Here is a 17,495-nt window from a genome sequence, read left to right on the forward strand (position 1 = left end):
GTCGTCAGCGCGCCAGCCAGTCGTTCGTGTACGTGTCGATCTCGGCGGCGATCCTGGCCTTGCCGGCCGCGTCCAGGAAGGAGGCCTCCACGGCGTTCTTGGCGAGGTCGGCGACACCGCGCTCGTCGAGGCGGAGGAGACGGGCGGCGACGGCGTACTCGTTGTTGAGGTCCGTGCCGAACATCGGCGGGTCGTCGCTGTTGATCGTGACGAGGACGCCGGCGTCGACGAACTGCCGGATCGGGTGCTCCTCCAGGGTGGTGACGGCCCGGGTCGCGATGTTCGAGGTCGGGCAGACCTCCAGGGCGATCCGGTGCTCGGCGAGGTACGCCAGGAGCTCGGGGTCCTGGGCGGAACTGGTGCCGTGGCCGATGCGCTCGGCGCCGAGCTCGCGGATCGCGTCCCAGACGGTCTCCGGGCCGGTCGTCTCGCCCGCGTGCGGGACGGAGTGCAGGCCGGCCGCGCGGGCCTGGTCGAAGAACGGCTTGAACTGCGGACGCGGCACGCCGATCTCCGGGCCGCCGAGGCCGAAGGAGACCAGGCCGTCGGGGCGCAGCCCGTCGGTGGTGGCGAGCCGCGCGGTCTCCTCGGCGGAGACCAGGCCGGCCTCGCCGGGGATGTCGAAGCACCAGCGCAGGATCGTGCCGAACTCGGCCTCGGCGGCCTTGCGGGCGTCCTCGATCGCCGCCATGAAGGCGCGCTCGTCGATGCCGCGGCGGGTGGAGGAGTACGGGGTGATGGTGAGCTCGGCGTAGCGGATGTTCTGCCGGGCCATGTCCCGGGCGATCTCGAAGGTCAGCAGCCGGACGTCCTCGGGCGTGCGGACCAGGTCGACGACCGACAGGTAGACGTCGATGAAGTGCGCGAAGTCCGTGAACGTGAAGTAGTCGGTGAGTGCCTCCGGGTCCGTGGGGACCTTGGAGTCGGGGTGCCGGGCCGCGAGCTCGGCCACGATCCGCGGCGAGGCGGAGCCGACGTGGTGGACGTGCAGTTCTGCCTTCGGGAGCCCCGCGATGAAGGGGTGGAGATCGGTCATCCGATCATCGTAGGCCGGGCGGTTCCCTCGCAGGGGTGAGGCCGTAACATGGCGTGACCACGATGGGGGAGGCCCATGTCTGACAACCGAGACCAGTCGCGGGGCGGGTACGACCCGGCGGACCCGTGGGCTCCGCCGAACCGCGACGGGGTGGAACTGAGCAAGCCGGCGACGCCGTCGCCCTCGCCGGTGCACGACCAGCCGACCATGACGTCCTTCCCGGCCGCGCCGGGTGCTTCCGGCGGGGACGTCCCGCCGCCGCCGGTCGCCCCCGGCGGCCCGGCGGCCACGCCCGGCTACGGCTACCCGGCGGCCACGCCGGCGGCGGGCGGCTACGGCTACCCGACCCCGACGCCGCCTCCGGCCACCTCGGGGTACGGCTACCCCGGATACGTGCAGCCCGGCCAGACCGGCTGGCAGCAGGCCCCGTCCAACGGCATGGGGACGACCGCGATGGTGCTCGGCATCGTCGCGGTGGCCGGATTCTGTCTGTACGGCCTGGGAGTGATCCTCGGCATCCTGGCGCTGATCTTCGGCATCATCGGCCTGAAGAAGGTCGGCCGCGGCGAGGCGACGAACCGGGGCATGGCGATCGCGGGCATCGTGCTGGGCGCGATCGGCACGCTGGTCAGCGCCGTCTTCCTGGGCTTCATCATCTGGGCGATCGCCCAGGACCCCTCGGCCTTCGAGGAGGGGTACGACGAGGACCCGTTCGCCTCGAGCCTGGTGGTCGAGAGCGGCCGCTGACGCCCGTACACCACGCGCAGGGCCCCGCACCTCCCCGAGGCGCGGGGCCCTGCGCGTGTCAGCCGGCGCGCAGCCGCTCCCGGGCCTCCATCAGGGCGAAGCCCAGGAGGTTGAGGCCGCGCCAGCGGGACGGGTCGTGGGCGCGGGGGTCGTCGGCGGCGAGGCCGATGCCCCAGACGCGGTCCAGTGGGCTGGCCTCCACCAGGACGCGCTCACCCGTGCCCAGGAGGTACGCGCGCAGGGCCTCGTCCGAGGAGAACTTGTGGACGCTGCCCTCGACGACGATCCCGAAGCGCTCGCGCTCCCAGACCGTGTCGTCGAAGCCGCGGACCAGCCGGCCCGCCTTCTTGGCCTCCGCCGGGGTACGGGCGGTGAGCGCGGCCCGCTCGGCGTCCGCGTCCTGGAAGAGGCGGGCCTTGGCGGCCATCATCCAGTGCTCGGCGGTCGCGTAGGCCACGCCGTCGACCGTGAACGGCGCCGGCCACCACTGGCTCAGACAGCTCGCCGAGAGGCGGCCGTCGGGGTGCGGTCGGTGCCCCCAGAAATGCAGCCACTTCACCCGGTCACCCCTCGTGACCTGCTGCGTCAGCTCTTCGATCTTGCTCATACATGCGAGTGTGGCATCCGCCACGGACACTCCGTACGGAGATTTTCCGACCGCCTCGACACATGGTCGACCGAATCCGTCGCGTAACCAAAAGGCAACAACGGAATCACTTGTTGGGCCCCGGCCCCCATGTCAGGATCGGCACTCAATTCGAGCTGGGACAACGGAGAGCGTCATGAGCAACCGCTTCCAGGTGACGGACCGCTTCGCGGACGGCGCGCAGTACATCGGCGGAAGGCTCCGCGCCGGAACCTCAGGTCAGGAACACAGCGTGATCGACCCGGCGACGGGCGAGAGCGTCTACACCTACGCCCTCGCCTCCACCGCGGACGTGGACGAGGCCGTCGCCGCCGCCAAGGCCGCCTTCCCCGGCTGGGCCGGAGCCACCCCGGGCGAGCGCTCCGACGCGCTGCACCGCCTCGCGGGCGTCCTCGCCGACTGGGCGGAGGACATCGCCCGGGTGGAGTCCCTCCAGTGCGGCAAGCCGCTCAAGCTCACCACCGAGTTCGACGTGCCCGGCACCATCGACAACACGGCCTTCTTCGCGGGGGCCGCCCGCCACCTCCAGGGCCAGTCGGCCGCCGAGTACACCGGCGACCACACCTCGTACATCCGGCGCGAACCGATCGGCGTCGTCGGCTCCATCGCCCCCTGGAACTACCCGCTCCAGATGGCCGCCTGGAAGATCCTCCCGGCGATCGCCGCCGGCAACACGATCGTCCTGAAGCCCGCCGAGCTCACCCCGCTGACCTCGCTGATGTTCGCGATGGCGGCGAAGGAGGCCGGCATCCCCGACGGTGTCATCAACATCGTCAGCGGCTCCGGGCGGGTCGTCGGCGAGCACCTCGTCGGCCACCCCGACGTCGTCATGACCTCCTTCACCGGCTCCACCCCGGTCGGCAAGCGGGTCGCCGAGGTCGCCACCGCCACCGTGAAGCGGCTCCACCTCGAACTCGGCGGCAAGGCCCCGTTCCTCGTCTTCGACGACGCCGACCTGGAGGCCGCAGCCCAGGGCGCGGTCGCCGCCTCCCTCATCAACAGCGGCCAGGACTGCACCGCCGCCACGCGCGCGTACGTCCAGCGCCCGCTCTTCGACGCCTTCGTCGCCCGGGTCGCCGAGCTCATGGAGACCGTCCGCGTCGGCGACCCCTTCGCGCCCGGCACCGACCTCGGACCGCTCGTCAGCCACCGCCACCGCGACAGCGTCGCCGGCTTCGTCGAGCGCGCCCGCGGCTACGCCACGGTCGTCACCGGAGGCGAAGCCCCTGGTGGAGAGCTCAAGAACGGCGCATACTACCGTCCCACCCTGATCATCGGCGCCGCGCAGGACAGCGAGGTCGTGCAGTCGGAGATCTTCGGTCCGGTCCTGGTGGCCCTGCCCTTCGACGGCGACGACGAGGGCATCCGGCTCGCCAACGACACCCCCTACGGCCTCGCGGCCTCCGCGTGGAGCCGGGACGTCTACCGGGCCAACCGTGCCACGCGGGAGATCAAGGCGGGATGTGTGTGGGTCAACGACCACATCCCGATCATCAGCGAGATGCCCCACGGCGGCACCAAGGCCTCCGGTTACGGAAAGGACATGTCGGCGTACTCCTTCGAGGAGTACACGCAGGTCAAGCACGTGATGTTCGACAACACCGCGGTCGCGGCGAAGGACTGGCACCGCACGATCTTCGGGGACCGATAGCAACTCGCCGCCCGACCAGCGGCCCACTCATCCCGAAAGGGCACAGCGCATGGAGCAGTACGAGCCCGACAGCCTGTCCGCCGCGCAGCTGGCGGCGATACGGCGGAGCATGACGAGCGGCCGGGGCGCCCTCAGCCGTCGTTCGATGCTGCGCGCGGGCGGGGTCGGCGCGCTCACGGTCGGCGGGCTCGCCGGCCTGAGCGCCTGTGGCATCCCGCCGGCCAAGCGGGAGGGCAACGGCCCCGCATCCATCGACGCGTCGGCCAAGGAGAAGAGCGTCGCCTTCTCCAACTGGACCGAGTACATGGACGTCAGCGAGGACGAGAAGTCCCGCCCCACCCTGGAGGCGTTCGCCAAACGCACCGGGATCAAGGTCAAGTACACCGAGGACATCAACGACAACGTCGAGTTCTTCGGCAAGATCAAGCCGCAGCTCGCGGCCGGCCAGGACACCGGCCGCGACCTGATCTGCGTCACCGACTGGCTCGCCGCCCGCATCATCCGGCTCGGCTGGGCGCAGAAGCTCGACCCGGCCAACCTGCCCAACGCGTACGCGAACCTCTCCTCGCAGTTCCGCCGCCCCGACTGGGACCCGGGCCGGTCCTACTCGTACCCGTGGACGGGCATCTCGACCGTCATCGCGTACAACTCCAAGGCGACCGGCGGCAAGAAGGTCGACTCCGTCACCCAGCTCCTCGACGACCCCGCGCTCAAGGGCCGGGTCGGCTTCCTCACCGAGATGCGCGACTCCGTCGGCATGACCCTGCTCGACATGGGCAAGGACCCGGGGAACTTCACCGACGCCGACTACGACGCGGCGATCGGCCGCCTCCAGAAGGGGGTCGACAAGAAGCAGATCCGCCGCTTCACCGGCAACGACTACACCTCCGACCTGGACAAGGGCGACATCGCGGCCTGCCTCGCCTGGGCCGGCGACATCATCCAGCTCCAGGCGGACAACCCGGACATCAAGTACTCCATCCCGTCCGCCGGATACATCACCTCCAGCGACAACCTGCTCGTCCCCGCGCAGGCCCGGCACAAGACGAACGCCGAGAAGCTCATCGACTACTACTACGAGCTGCCCGTCGCCGCCCAGCTCGCCGCGTACATCAACTACGTCTGCCCCGTCGACGGGGTGAAGGACGAGCTCGCCAAGATCGACCCCGAGCTCGCGAACAACACGCTGATCCTCCCGGACAAGGCCATGGCCAAGAAGTCGCACGCCTTCCGCTCGCTCACCAGCGCGGAGGAGACGGCGTACGAGGAGAAGTTCGCCAAGCTCATCGGCGCCTGAGTCCGGCCTCGTCCACCTCTCTCACTCCCTGGGACCGCAACCCATGACTGACAACACCACCGGCGGCGACGTCCGTCTCACCGGGATCAGCAAGTCGTACGGCTCCTTCCACGCCGTCCACCCACTCGACCTCACCGTCCCGCAGGGCTCCTTCTTCGCCCTGCTCGGCGCCTCCGGCTGCGGCAAGACCACCACGCTGCGCATGATCGCCGGCCTGGAGGACCCGACCACCGGCACCGTCTTCCTCGGCGACCGGGACGTCACCGACCTCCCGCCGTACAAGCGGCCGGTCAACACCGTCTTCCAGTCCTACGCGCTCTTCCCGCACATGGACATCTTCGAGAACATCGCCTTCGGCCTGCGCCGCCGCGGCATCAAGTCGGTGAAGAAGCAGGTCGACGAGATGATCGACCTGGTCCAGCTCGGCGAGCACGCCCACAAGAAGCCGCACCAGCTCTCCGGCGGCCAGCAGCAGCGCGTCGCCGTCGCCCGCGCGCTCATCAACCACCCGCAGGTGCTGCTCCTCGACGAGCCGCTCGGCGCCCTCGACCTCAAGCTGCGCCGCCAGATGCAGCTGGAGCTCAAGCGGATCCAGACCGAGGTCGGCATCACCTTCGTGCACGTCACCCACGACCAGGAGGAGGCCATGACGATGGCCGACCAGGTCGCGGTGATGAACGGCGGCCGGGTCGAGCAGCTCGGCGCCCCCGCCGACCTGTACGAGAACCCGCAGACCACCTTCGTCGCCAACTTCCTCGGCACCTCGAACCTCATCGAGGCCGAGGTCCTGGAGACAGGCTCCGATGTGCTCGTCACGGCCGGCGGCGGCAAGCTCAGGGTCCCCGGCGACCGCTGTACCTCCGCCGTCCGCCAGGGCGGGAAGGTCCTCGTAGGTGTCCGCCCCGAGAAGATCTCGCTCGCGCACGCCGACGACGCGGGCTCGATCGCCGACGGCCGCAACCGGGTGACCGGCCGGATCGTCGACTCCTCCTTCATCGGCGTCTCCACCCAGTACGTGGTGAACTCGCCGGCGGGCGCCGAACTCCAGGTGTACGAGCAGAACATCGAGCGCGACGCGCGGCTGCGCCCCGGCGCCGAGGTCGTCCTGCACTGGAATCCGGCCCACACCTTCGGGCTCGACGCGACGCAGTCCCTCTTTGCTGGGACGACGGGCGACGCGGGCGTGGAGACGGTGGAGGACGCCTCGTGACCGCGACCCTGACGAAGGAGGCTCCGGGGCCGGTCGAAGAACCGGTTCTGCGCAAGCCCTCCACGCGCAAGCGGCTCGTCCCGTACTGGCTGCTGCTGCCCGGCATCGTCTGGCTGCTCGTCTTCTTCGCGCTGCCGATGATCTACCAGGCCTCCACCTCGGTGCAGACCGGCTCCCTGGAGAAGGGCTTCGAGGTCACCTGGCACTTCCAGACCTACTGGGACGCCTTCCAGGAGTACTGGCCGCAGTTCGTCCGCTCCCTGCTGTACGCCGGGACCGCGACCCTGCTCTGCCTGCTGCTCGGCTACCCGCTCGCGTACCTGATCGCCTTCAAGGCCGGCCGCTGGCGGAACCTGCTCCTCGTCCTCGTCATCGCGCCGTTCTTCACCAGCTTCCTCATCCGCACGCTCGCGTGGAAGACGATCCTGGCCGACGACAGCGTGGTGGTGCAGGCGCTCAACGCCCTGCACTTCCTGGACGTCACCAGCTGGCTCGGCTGGACCGAGGGCGACCGCGTCCTCGCCACCCCGATGGCCGTGGTCTGCGGTCTCACGTACAACTTCCTGCCCTTCATGATCCTGCCCCTCTACACCTCCCTGGAGCGGATCGACGGCCGGCTGCACGAGGCCGCGCAGGACCTGTACGCCTCCCCGGCGACCACCTTCCGCAAGGTGACCTTCCCGCTGTCGATGCCCGGCGTCGTCTCCGGCACGCTGCTCACCTTCATCCCGGCGAGCGGCGACTACGTCAACGCCGAACTGCTGGGCTCGACCGACACCAAGATGGTCGGCAACGTCATCCAGTCGCAGTTCCTGCGCGTCCTCGACTACCCGACGGCGGCCGCGCTCTCCTTCATCCTCATGGCGATCGTGCTCGGCATGGTCACCGTGTACATCCGCCGTGCCGGAACGGAGGACCTGGTCTGATGCGCTGGATCCGCAAGAACCTGGTCGTCATCGCGGGCCTGCTGACGCTCGCGTACATGATCCTGCCGAACCTCGTGGTGATGGCGTTCTCCTTCAACAGGCCGAAGGGACGCTTCAACTACTCCTGGCAGGAGTTCTCCCTCGACGCCTGGAAGGACCCCTGCGGCGTCGCCGACATGTGCGAGTCGCTCTCGCTCTCGCTCCAGCTCGCCGCCTGGGCGACGCTCGGCGCCGTCCTCCTCGGCACGATGATCGCCTTCGCGCTGGTCCGCTACCGCTTCCGGGCGCGCGGCGCGATCAACTCGCTGATCTTCCTGCCGATGGCGATGCCCGAGGTCGTCATGGCCGCCTCGCTGCTCACGCTCTTCCTCAACATGGGCATCGAGCTGGGCTTCTGGACGGTCCTGATCGCCCACATCATGTTCTGTCTGTCGTTCGTCGTGACGGCGGTCAAGGCCCGGGTCATGTCCATGGACCCGCGCCTGGAGGAGGCCGCGCGCGACCTCTACGCGGGACCGACGCAGACCTTCCTGCGCGTGACCCTGCCGATCGCCGCGCCCGGCATCGCCGCCGGCGCACTGCTCGCCTTCGCGCTCTCGTTCGACGACTTCATCATCACCAACTTCAACGCGGGCTCCACCGTCACCTTCCCCATGTTCGTCTGGGGCTCGGCGCAGCGCGGAACCCCCGTTCAGATCAACGTCATCGGCACCGCGATGTTCGTCCTCGCGGTACTGATGGTCGCGGCCGGGCAGATCATCACGAACCGGCGCAAGAAAACAGCAACGGCCTGAGCGGAAGACGCCTCAGGCACCGAAGGAGTTGGAAACCATGGCCCCAGTCGCCATGCGTCTCGCTGCACAATCTCTCTCCGACGCCCAGCCCGTCCCCTTCTGGCTGGAAGACCCCGGCAAGCCCGGAGCCCTGCCCGCCCTCACCGGCACCGAGACGTGCGATCTTCTCGTGGTCGGCGGCGGATACAGCGGACTGTGGACCGCGCTCCTCGCCAAGGAGCGCGACCCCTCCCGGGATGTCGTACTGATCGAAGGCCGCGAGGTGGGCTGGGCCGCCTCGGGCCGCAACGGAGGCTTCTGCGCGGCCTCCCTCACCCACGGCTTCGGCAACGGCCTCGCCCGCTGGCCGGGCGAGCTGCCGAAGCTGGAGCGGATGGGCGAGCGCAACCTCGACGCCATCGAGGAGACCGTCGCCCGCCATGGGATCGACTGCGACTTCGAGCGCACCGGCGAGATCGACGTCGCCACCGAGCCGTACCAGGTGGAGGAGCTCCACGCGTGGTACGAGGAGGCCGGCCGGCTCGGTCTGGCCGAGGGCCTGGAGTTCCTGGACCGGGACGCCGTGCGGGCCGAGGTCGACTCGCCGACCTTCCTCGGCGGCATGTGGGACAAGCGCGGCGTCGCCATGCTCCACCCCGCCAAGCTGGCCTGGGGCCTGAAGCGGGCCTGTCTCGACCTGGGCGTCCGGATCTACGAGAACACCCCGGGCCTCCAACTGGTCTCGGTGGGCGCCGGGATGGGCGTCCGCACCCCGTACGGCAAGGTCGTCGCCCGCCGGGTCGCGCTCGGCACCAACGTCTTCCCGTCGCTGGTCAGGCGCGTCCGGGCGTACACCGTCCCGGTCTACGACTACGCCCTGATGACCGAGCCGCTCAGCGCCGAGCAGCTCGCCTCGGTCGGCTGGAAGAACCGTCAGGGCCTCGGCGACTCCGCCAACCAGTTCCACTACTTCCGGATCACCGCCGACCACCGCATCCTGTGGGGCGGCTACGACGCGGTGTACCCGTACGGCGGCAAGGTCAGCGCCGAGATGGACCACCGCCCGGAGACGTACCTGAAGCTCGCCGAGCACTTCTTCCGCTGCTTCCCGCAGCTGGAGGGGCTCCGCTTCAGCCACGCCTGGGGCGGCGCGATCGACACCTGCTCGCGCTTCTCGGCCTTCTTCGGCACGGCCCACCAGGGGAAGGTGGCGTACGCGGCCGGGTTCACCGGCCTCGGCGTCGGCGCCACCCGCTTCGGCGGGGACGTGATGCTCGACCTCCTCGCGGGGGAGCGCACCGAGCGCACCGACCTGGAGATGGTCCGCTCCAAGCCGCTGCCGTTCCCGCCCGAGCCGGTGGCCTGGGCCGGTATCGGCATCACCAAGTGGTCGCTGGCCCGTGCCGACGAGAACGGCGGCCGGCGCAACCTGTGGCTCAAGGCCATGGACCGGCTCGGCCTCGGCTTCGACAGCTGAGTTCCGATGTGACGCAGGTCACAACCGGCTGGTAGTCGAAGCCGCGTAAGAGAAGCCCCCGTACCCGCTCTCTCCGGATGGACATCGAGTCCACACGGAGAGGAGAACGTCGCGATGACTGGTACGGGGGCTTCTGGCGCCAAGGCCGCGGTGGAGTGGCTTGCCTCGGTCGCGCCGGATCCCGAGTCCTGCCGGTGGGAGTGGGAGCGCAACCCCCACGGGGTCGCGCTGCTGCCCGCCGGCAGGCGCTGGGACGTGCTGATCCTGCCGGGGGAGCTCGGCTATCCCACGCTCGACGTGCTGACCCGGCTCGTGGACCGGCCCGGCCCGGTCCTGGCCGACTTCGGCGAGGCCCGGATGGGCTTCTTCGTCCCCCCGGGAACCGCCGCCCGCTGGCTCGGCACCGGGGTGCGCGGCGCGGGCTCCGGCACCTGGATCGTCGTCCCGTACCCGGGTCGGGTGACCGGTGCGGCGCGCTGGCTGGTGGCGCCGGACGGTCTGGGCACCCTCACCGACGCCTCGCTCCTGGAGCTGGCGATGCACGAGGCGGCGGGCCAACTGGCCAGGGGGGAAAGGGGAGACGCCGGGACCTGACTCGGACCCGGTGCCGGGCAGAGGTCTTGACCACTCGATTGGTCTGGACCATGCTGTGGCGCGCTCCACCTCGATTCCCCCACCCCCGGAGGCAGTTGTGGACCGCACCAGACCCCTCACCCTGCTCCTGGCCGGCTCCCTCGCCGCCGGCGGGCTCCTCGCACTCACCCCCGCGGCCCAGGCCGCCGACACCGAACTCGCCCGCAACGGCGGCTTCGAAGCCGGACTCGACGGCTGGAGCTGCACCGCGGGCAGCGGCGCCGTCGTCCCGTCACCCGTGCACGGCGGGACGAAGGCGCTCCAGGCCACCCCGGCCGGCAGCGACAACGCCAAGTGCTCCCAGACCGTGACGGTGAAGCCCAACTCCACCTACACGCTGAGCGGCTGGGTGCGCGGCAGCTACGTCTACCTCGGCGCCTCCGGCACCGGCACCACCGACGTCTCCACCTGGACCGGCTCCGCCCCCGACTGGCAGAAGCTCAGCACCACGTTCACCACGGGCGCCTCCACCACCTCGGTCACGATCTACACCCACGGCTGGTACGGGACCCCCGCCTACCAGGCCGACGACCTCTCCCTGTACGGCCCCGGCGGCGACCCGGTCCAGCTCCCGGCCGCCCCCACCGGCCTCACCGCGGGCTCCCCGACCTCCACCACGGTTCCGCTCACCTGGACCGCGGTCTCCGGCGCCACCTCGTACCACGTCTACCAGGGGTCCACCAGGATCCAGACGGTCACCGCCCCCTCGGCCACCGTCTCCGGGCTCACGGCCTCCACCCCGTACACCTTCCAGGTCACCGCCGTGAACAGCGCCGGCGAGTCCCCGAAGTCGGCCGCCGTGACCGCGACCACCACCTCCGGAGGCGGCGGCAACCCCGGCGGCTCCCTCCCCGCCCACGCCCTCGTCGGCTACCTCCACGCCAGCTTCGCCAACGGCTCCGGCTACACCCGCATGGCCGACGTCCCCGACTCCTGGGACGTCATCAACCTCGCCTTCGGCGAACCCACCTCGGTGACCTCGGGCGACATCCGCTTCACCCTCTGCCCGGCGACCGAATGCCCGAACGTCGAGTCCCTCGCGGACTTCAAGGCGGCCATCAAGGCCAAGCAGGCCGCCGGCAAGAAGGTCCTCATCTCCATCGGCGGCCAGAACGGCCAGGTGCAGCTCGCCACCACCGCGGCCCGCGACACCTTCGTCTCCTCCGTCTCGAAGATCATCGACGAGTACGGCCTCGACGGCCTCGACATCGACTTCGAGGGCCACTCGCTCTCGCTCCAGACCGGCGACACCGACTTCCGGAACCCGACCAGCCCGGTCGTCGTCAACCTGATCCAGGCGGTGAAGACCCTCAAGGCCAAGTACGGCGCCAGGTTCGTCCTGACGATGGCCCCGGAGACCTTCTTCGTCCAGCTCGGCTACCAGTACTACGGCTCCGGCCCCTGGGGCGGCCAGGACCCGCGCGCCGGCGCCTACCTGCCGGTCATCCACGCCCTGCGCGACGACCTGACCCTGCTGCACGTCCAGGACTACAACTCCGGCTCCATCATGGGCCTCGACAACCAGTACCACTCGATGGGCGGCGCCGACTTCCACATCGCCATGACCGACATGCTCCTCACCGGCTTCCCGGTCGCCGGCAACACGGACCGCTTCTTCCCGGCCCTCCGCCCCGAACAGGTCGCCATCGGCCTCCCCGCCTCCACCCAGGCGGGCAACGGCCACACGACGCCGGCCGAGGTGAACAAGGCCCTCGACTGCCTCACGAGGAAGACGAACTGCGGCACCTACCAGACCCACGGCACCTGGCCGGCCCTGCGCGGCCTGATGACCTGGTCGATCAACTGGGACCGGTACAACCAGGGGGAGTTCTCGAAGAACTTCGACGCGTACACCTGGAACTGACGCCCAGTACCAGTACGGAGAGACAGAGGCTGGCGCACACGTCCAGCGGCCAGTGGAAGCCCCGCAGGACAAGACCGGTCCCCGTCACCGCCGTCAGCACGGCGGCGACGGGGATCAGGCGGTTCGAGACGAGGAAGGCGGCGCCGAAGTAGGCGACCGCGGCCGTGGCCGTGTGGCCCGAGGGGTAGTAGCCGTGGGCCCAGGGCTCCAGCGGGCCCGGGCGGGCCGTCCACTCCTTCAGCGGAATCACCAGGAGGGGTACGGCGGCCATGGCGAGGCCCGCGTACAGGGCGGCCGCGCGGCGGCCCCGCCACACCGCGTACGCCATCGCGCAGGCGAGGACCGGGAGAGCGACCGTCATGTTGCCGAGGTCGGAGGCGAGTTCGCTCAGGCGCCGGGGGACCGAGTCCACCAGGGCACCGGACACCCGCTCGTCGAGCCTGGCCAAGGGGCCGTGGACGAGCACCTGCCAGGTCACGACGACGAGGGCGACGAGCGCCGAGAAGAGAGCCGGCCGCCCTGGAACAGGGGGGGTGGTTCCAGGGCGGCCGAGGGGATCGGGCTGCCGCGCGCCCCGGGGGGTGTGGGGCGGGCGGCCATCCGATCGGTGAGGAGTTCCGGGGCACGAGGCCCCGGTGGTGTGCGCGATGGCACGGTGTGGACGGGGCTGGGGATGCTCCGCCCGGGGTGTTTCTCTCATCTGCAGAAACCGTACGTCACGAAGTGGGGGGCCGACAGCGGGAAACGCGTCCCGCCATCGGCCCCCCACAGAGTCTTCACACCGTGTGCCGGTTCGGCCTCCGGTGGCCCTTCGGACGGACGATCAGATCGTGGCCAGCGCGGCCTCGATGACGTCCAGGCCCTCGTTGAGGAGGCCCTCGCCGATGACCAGCGGCGGCAGGAAGCGGAGCACGTTGCCGTAGGTGCCGCAGGTCAGGACGAGCACGCCCTCGTTGTGGCAGTACTTGGCGAGCGCGGCGGCGGCCTCCGCGTGCGGCTCCTTGGTGACCGGGTCCTTCACCAGTTCGATGGCGATCATGGCGCCGCGGCCGCGGATGTCACCGATGACCGGGAACTTCTCCTGCATGGCGGTGAGGCGGCCCTTCATGACCTCCTCGATGCGCTTGGCCTTGCCGTTGAGGTCGAGCTCCTTCATCGTCTCGATGGAGCCGAGCGCACCGGCGCAGGCCACCGGGTTGCCACCGTAGGTGCCGCCCAGACCGCCGCCGTGGACGGAGTCCATGATCTCGGCGCGGCCGGTGACGGCGGCGAGCGGCAGACCGCCCGCGATGCCCTTGGCGGTGGTGATGAGGTCCGGGACGATGCCCTCGTCCTCGCAGGCGAACCACTGGCCGGTACGGCAGAAGCCGGCCTGGATCTCGTCCGCGACGAAGACGATGCCGTTGTCGTTGGCGAACTTCACGATCGCCGGGAGGAAGCCCTTGGCCGGCTCGATGAAGCCGCCCTCGCCGAGGACCGGCTCGATGACGATCGCGGCGACGTTCTCGGCGCCGATCTGCTTGGTGATGTTGTCGATCGCCTGGGCGGCGGCCTCGGGACCGCAGTTCTCGGCGCCGGTGGGCCAGCGGTAGCCGTAGGCGACCGGGACGCGGTAGACCTCGGGGGCGAACGGACCGAAGCCCTGCTTGTACGGCATGTTCTTCGCCGTCATGCCCATGGTGAGGTTCGTACGGCCGTGGTAGCCGTGGTCGAAGACGACGACGGCCTGGCGCTTGGTGTACGAGCGGGCGATCTTCACCGCGTTCTCGACGGCCTCGGCGCCCGAGTTGAACAGCGCGGACTTCTTGGCGTGGTCGCCCGGGGTCAGCTCGGCCAGCGCCTCGCAGACCTCCACGTAACCCTCGTACGGCGTCACCATGAAACAGGTGTGGGTGAAGTCCTGCAGCTGCGCGGTGGCGCGGCGCACGACGGCCTCGGCGGACGCGCCGACCGAGGTCACGGCGATGCCGGAGCCGAAGTCGATCAGGCGGTTGCCGTCGACGTCCTCGATGATGCCGCCACCGGCCCGCGCGGTGAAGACGGGCAGCGTGGAGCCGACGCCACCGGCGACCGTGTCGAGACGGCGGGCCTGAAGCTCCTGCGACTTCGGACCGGGGATGGCGGTGACGACGCGCCGCTCCTGCGGGACAGCGTTCATGCGGGGCTCCTGGGGGTGTTCTGGACGCACTTGCGGGTTTCCTCCGCAGGCTAGGCGCGGGGGAGGGGGTCAGGCATGCGCCGATCGGGAGTGGTGGCGGGTGTGTCGTTGTCCGGGATGGACATGACGGCTCCGCTTCCGCGGCACGGAACCGTCCGGACGCGTGGGGGCGGTCCTCGGCCGTACGGGTGGTCGAATCCCCTCCAGGGGGCTCCGGGCCCACTAGATTGACGGTGGCACAGACGCGGCGACCTGGCTGGTCAGGGGGCAGGGGTTCATGGAGACCGACGGCACGTACGAGTCACGCGACACCAGGGGAGGCGCGGTCCCGCGCCCGACGGCGCCGCCGACCGACGGCCGAACCCCGGGCACCCCGCCCCGGGCGCGCCCGGGGGCGCACCCGGACGCGGCCGCGCCGGTCCGCCGACCGAGGGCCGGCCCGGCGCGGGCGCGCCGCCGGTGCCGCTTGTGCCGCCGGCGTCGGGCGACGGCCGGGCCGCCGGGACGCCCTCGCAGGCGCGCCCCGGGGCTCGGTCCGGTGAGGCCGGGCACGGGCCGGTCCCGCCGGGCGACGGCCGGCGCGCGGTTGCGCCGGTGCCCGCGCCGCCGCGCGTGCCGCCGCGGCCGGTGGCGGCGCCCGGGGAGGCGAAGGGCTTTGCGGCCCCTGGGGCGACGGAGGCCTTCGCGGCGCCCGGGGCTCCTGGGACGCCGAAGGGGTCCGGTGCTCCCGGGGCCCCCGACGCCCCGGGAGCACCCGGGGTGGGGGCTCCCGGGGCGTCGGGTGCTCCCGGTGTTCCGGTCGCGCCGCCCGTCGTCGCCTGGCTCGACGCCCCGCGGCCCGAGGCCGCGCCCGGGATCTGGCGGTTCCGGCACGTGCCACCGCCGCCGCCCCGGGAGGCGCGGAAGCTCGCGCCCGTCACCGTGGCCGGGCTGCTGATCCCGCTCTTCGTGGGGCTGCTGCTCTGGTCCGCCTGGCGGCGCGGCGCCGTCCCGTACGAATGGATCCCGCTCGCCACCTTCACCCCCTCCGAGTGGTGGTACGCCGGAGGAACCTCCCCCCGCGACTGGCACGGCGCCGAGGCCCACGTCGTCTACGACGGGGTCTTCTTCGCCGTCCTCCTCTACGCCATGGCCCGCCTCGGCGCCTGGGCCGAACTCGCCCGCCACCTCCTCGCCGACCGCCGCCCGCCCGTACGCGCCGCCCTCACGGCGGGCGCCGCGCTGATCGCCCTGACGTTCGTCTGGCCGGACGCCTTCCCCGGCGTCGGCTGGGACGCGCTGCCGGTCGTCGCGCCGCTGCTCTCCCTCGTGGTGCTCCTCGGCGGCGGCTACGACGTCCTCGCCTCGCCCGTCCTCGTCTACACCCTGTACGGCCTGATCACCGCCGCCGTGCTCTGGCCCTTCGCCCGCCTCGGCGACTGGCCCGGCCTGGTCCGCGGGTGGCTCAGGGCCCGCGCCGCCACGACGGACGGCACCCCGCCGCCCCTCGACCCCGCCGGGCCCCCACCGCTCTCGCAGTGGCCCGAGCTGCGGGCGGTCGGACAGCAGCGGGCGGCGGACCTGCTCGCCGCCGAGCTGTTCGCCGGCCGCATGAACGACGTGGACTGCGCCCGGGTCCGCCACGGCGTCGAGCGGAGGCTCACGTCCTTCGTCGACACCGTGCTCCGGCAGGGCGCCGCGGCCGGGGTCCACCCCTCGGGCGACCGCGACCTGCCGGGCCGCACCGCCACCCACGACCTCCTCCTCGGGCAGGTGCGCATCGGCCGCTGCGTGGCCGAAGCACGGAACCCGGCCGCCTACCGGGGCGTCGGCCTCGCCCTCGAACCGGCCGCCCTCGCCACCTCGCTCCTGGTCGTGGGCCCCTCAGGCGCCGGGAAGACCACCCGCCTGACCGGCCCGGTCGTCGAGTCCCTCACCCTGCAGGCCCTCACCGGAGCCTGCGCGGTCGTCGCCGTGGGCACGGCGGACGCGCCGCTCGGCCCGGACGGCGCCTACGACGTCGTCGTCACGCCCGGCGACCCGGCCTCGCCGTACGACCTGGACCTGTACGCCGGCCTCACCGACCCCGACGAGGCCGCGGCACTGCTCGCGGAGGGCCTCGCGGGCGACGTCGAGAGCCTCGACGTCCGGCGGGCCGCCACCGTCCTCGCCCAGCTCGTCGGCCCCTACCGGGCGGCGCACGGCCGCTTCCCGTCCGTGCCGGTGCTCCGCGAACTCCTCGAAGCGGGCCCGGAGACGCTGACGGCGCTCCTCGGCCGGCTCCCGGCCGAGGACGCGGCCATGCGCCGCGAGCTGGAGGCCCGGATCCGGCAGGCCGGGACCGCCGCCGACGCCGGGCCGCTGCTCGCGGACCGCCTGTCGCTCCTCGACCGGCCGGCCTTCGCCGAGTTCTTCGGCGCCGACGGCAGCGACGTACGGCCCTTCTCGCTGAAGTCCGTCGTCCACCACCCGCTGCGGGTCCGGATCAAGCTGCCCGAGCGGGGCCACGAGGAGGCCTCGCGGCTCCTCGCCCGGCTGGTCCTCGCCCAGTTCCTGGCGGCGGCCCGGACGGGCGCCAAGCGCCCGCACTTCGTGGCCCTCGTCCTCGACGACGCCCATGGGGCGCTCACCACGGGCACCGTCCGCTCCCTCCAGCGGCTGCGCCCGCACAACGCCGGTGTCGTGCTCGGGCTCCGTACCCTCGGCGAGGTGCCCGAGGCCCTGCACGGCCCGCTGCTCGGCGCCGTCGGCTGCCGGGTGGCGCTCTCCGGCATCACCACCTGGGACGGCCGGGGCTTCGCCGAGACCTGGGGCAAGGAGTGGGTGGAGACCACCGAGGTGGCGCAGCACACGGTCTTCGCCCACCAGCCGATGACCCGGTTCATCCACTTCCTGCGCAAGAAGGTCACCGGCGTGGCCGTCACCACCGACGCGGTCACGACCCGGAAGGTCGAGCGCGAGCGCTGGTCCGCCTCGGAGCTCGCCCACTCGGTGCCCCCGGGCCACGCCGTGGTGTCCCTGACGACGCCCCAGGGCGCGCACACGCCTCCGGTCCTGGTGGACCTGCGCGCCTGAGGGGCGCGCGCCGCGCCCCGGCG

Annotated in this window: 14 protein-coding genes; 10 read left to right on the forward strand and 4 right to left on the reverse strand. The window is 71.6% G+C overall.

Annotated elements, in window-relative coordinates:
• Window positions 1-4: 4 nt before the first annotated feature.
• Window positions 5-1,036 (reverse strand): adenosine deaminase, encoded by a 1,032-nt coding sequence (locus tag AB5J54_RS28740; RefSeq protein WP_369146801.1) that lies wholly within the window; start codon window positions 1,034-1,036, stop codon window positions 5-7.
• A 75-nt stretch (window positions 1,037-1,111) separates the two neighbouring features.
• Here AB5J54_RS28740 and AB5J54_RS28745 point away from each other — a divergent pair, with 75 nt between their 5' ends.
• Window positions 1,112-1,783 (forward strand): DUF4190 domain-containing protein, encoded by a 672-nt coding sequence (locus AB5J54_RS28745; RefSeq protein WP_369146802.1) that lies wholly within the window; start codon window positions 1,112-1,114, stop codon window positions 1,781-1,783.
• A 58-nt stretch (window positions 1,784-1,841) separates the two neighbouring features.
• Here the strand turns inward: AB5J54_RS28745 and AB5J54_RS28750 are convergent, their stop codons facing one another.
• Window positions 1,842-2,390, reverse strand: coding sequence for an NADAR family protein (locus tag AB5J54_RS28750; protein WP_369146803.1), 549 nt, complete (start codon window positions 2,388-2,390; stop codon window positions 1,842-1,844).
• Window positions 2,391-2,565: 175 nt separating this feature from the next.
• Between AB5J54_RS28750 and AB5J54_RS28755 the strand changes: the two genes are divergently transcribed.
• The 8 genes from AB5J54_RS28755 to AB5J54_RS28790 all read left to right on the forward strand — a co-directional run bounded on the left by AB5J54_RS28755 (window position 2,566) and on the right by AB5J54_RS28790 (window position 12,260).
• Entirely contained in the window at window positions 2,566-4,080 is a 1,515-nt protein-coding gene (locus AB5J54_RS28755; protein WP_369146804.1) for a gamma-aminobutyraldehyde dehydrogenase, read from the forward strand.
• 49 nt (window positions 4,081-4,129) lie between these two features.
• Window positions 4,130-5,377: a PotD/PotF family extracellular solute-binding protein gene (locus AB5J54_RS28760; protein ID WP_369146805.1), complete on the forward strand. Its 1,248-nt coding sequence runs from the start codon at window positions 4,130-4,132 to the stop codon at window positions 5,375-5,377.
• Between the two features lie 43 nt (window positions 5,378-5,420).
• Complete coding sequence (locus AB5J54_RS28765; protein WP_369146806.1) at window positions 5,421-6,587, forward strand: ABC transporter ATP-binding protein; 1,167 nt, start codon at window positions 5,421-5,423, stop codon at window positions 6,585-6,587.
• Complete coding sequence (locus AB5J54_RS28770) at window positions 6,584-7,513, forward strand: ABC transporter permease (RefSeq protein ID WP_369146807.1); 930 nt, start codon at window positions 6,584-6,586, stop codon at window positions 7,511-7,513. Before AB5J54_RS28765 ends, AB5J54_RS28770 begins: the two co-directional genes overlap by 4 nt.
• Window positions 7,513-8,307, forward strand: a complete 795-nt coding sequence (locus AB5J54_RS28775; protein WP_369146808.1) for an ABC transporter permease — start codon at window positions 7,513-7,515, stop codon at window positions 8,305-8,307. Before AB5J54_RS28770 ends, AB5J54_RS28775 begins: the two co-directional genes overlap by 1 nt.
• A 37-nt stretch (window positions 8,308-8,344) precedes the next feature.
• Window positions 8,345-9,763, forward strand: a complete 1,419-nt coding sequence (locus AB5J54_RS28780) for an NAD(P)/FAD-dependent oxidoreductase (RefSeq protein ID WP_369146809.1) — start codon at window positions 8,345-8,347, stop codon at window positions 9,761-9,763.
• Between the two features lie 114 nt (window positions 9,764-9,877).
• Complete coding sequence (locus AB5J54_RS28785; protein WP_369146810.1) at window positions 9,878-10,357, forward strand: hypothetical protein; 480 nt, start codon at window positions 9,878-9,880, stop codon at window positions 10,355-10,357.
• Between the two features lie 97 nt (window positions 10,358-10,454).
• A complete protein-coding gene (locus tag AB5J54_RS28790) occupies window positions 10,455-12,260 on the forward strand; it encodes a chitinase (RefSeq protein WP_369146811.1) in 1,806 nt (601 codons plus the stop codon).
• Here the strand turns inward: AB5J54_RS28790 and AB5J54_RS28795 are convergent.
• Window positions 12,196-12,960, reverse strand: a complete 765-nt coding sequence (locus AB5J54_RS28795) for a phosphatase PAP2 family protein (RefSeq protein ID WP_369146812.1) — start codon at window positions 12,958-12,960, stop codon at window positions 12,196-12,198. The genes AB5J54_RS28790 and AB5J54_RS28795 overlap by 65 nt on opposite strands.
• A 123-nt stretch (window positions 12,961-13,083) precedes the next feature.
• Complete coding sequence (gabT, locus tag AB5J54_RS28800) at window positions 13,084-14,418, reverse strand: 4-aminobutyrate--2-oxoglutarate transaminase (protein WP_369146813.1); 1,335 nt, start codon at window positions 14,416-14,418, stop codon at window positions 13,084-13,086.
• Between the two features lie 759 nt (window positions 14,419-15,177).
• Between gabT and AB5J54_RS28805 the strand changes: the two genes are divergently transcribed.
• Window positions 15,178-17,472, forward strand: coding sequence for an ATP/GTP-binding protein (locus AB5J54_RS28805; RefSeq protein ID WP_369146814.1), 2,295 nt, complete (start codon window positions 15,178-15,180; stop codon window positions 17,470-17,472).
• The last annotated feature ends 23 nt before the right edge of the window (window positions 17,473-17,495 follow it).

The organism is Streptomyces sp. R44, from assembly GCF_041053105.1.
In the GTDB taxonomy this organism is placed as follows: Bacteria; Actinomycetota; Actinomycetes; order Streptomycetales; family Streptomycetaceae; genus Streptomyces.

Coding starts and splice junctions, on each gene's coding strand:
- AB5J54_RS28795 (WP_369146812.1), bottom strand. CDS start 12,960: ATGAGAGAAACACCCCGGGCGGAGCATCCCCAGCCCCGTCCACACCGT.
- AB5J54_RS28750 (WP_369146803.1), bottom strand. CDS start 2,390: ATGAGCAAGATCGAAGAGCTGACGCAGCAGGTCACGAGGGGTGACCGG.
- AB5J54_RS28785 (WP_369146810.1), top strand. CDS start 9,878: ATGACTGGTACGGGGGCTTCTGGCGCCAAGGCCGCGGTGGAGTGGCTT.
- AB5J54_RS28780 (WP_369146809.1), top strand. CDS start 8,345: ATGGCCCCAGTCGCCATGCGTCTCGCTGCACAATCTCTCTCCGACGCC.
- AB5J54_RS28740 (WP_369146801.1), bottom strand. CDS start 1,036: ATGACCGATCTCCACCCCTTCATCGCGGGGCTCCCGAAGGCAGAACTG.
- AB5J54_RS28765 (WP_369146806.1), top strand. CDS start 5,421: ATGACTGACAACACCACCGGCGGCGACGTCCGTCTCACCGGGATCAGC.
- AB5J54_RS28760 (WP_369146805.1), top strand. CDS start 4,130: ATGGAGCAGTACGAGCCCGACAGCCTGTCCGCCGCGCAGCTGGCGGCG.
- AB5J54_RS28755 (WP_369146804.1), top strand. CDS start 2,566: ATGAGCAACCGCTTCCAGGTGACGGACCGCTTCGCGGACGGCGCGCAG.
- AB5J54_RS28745 (WP_369146802.1), top strand. CDS start 1,112: ATGTCTGACAACCGAGACCAGTCGCGGGGCGGGTACGACCCGGCGGAC.
- gabT (WP_369146813.1), bottom strand. CDS start 14,418: ATGAACGCTGTCCCGCAGGAGCGGCGCGTCGTCACCGCCATCCCCGGT.
- AB5J54_RS28775 (WP_369146808.1), top strand. CDS start 7,513: ATGCGCTGGATCCGCAAGAACCTGGTCGTCATCGCGGGCCTGCTGACG.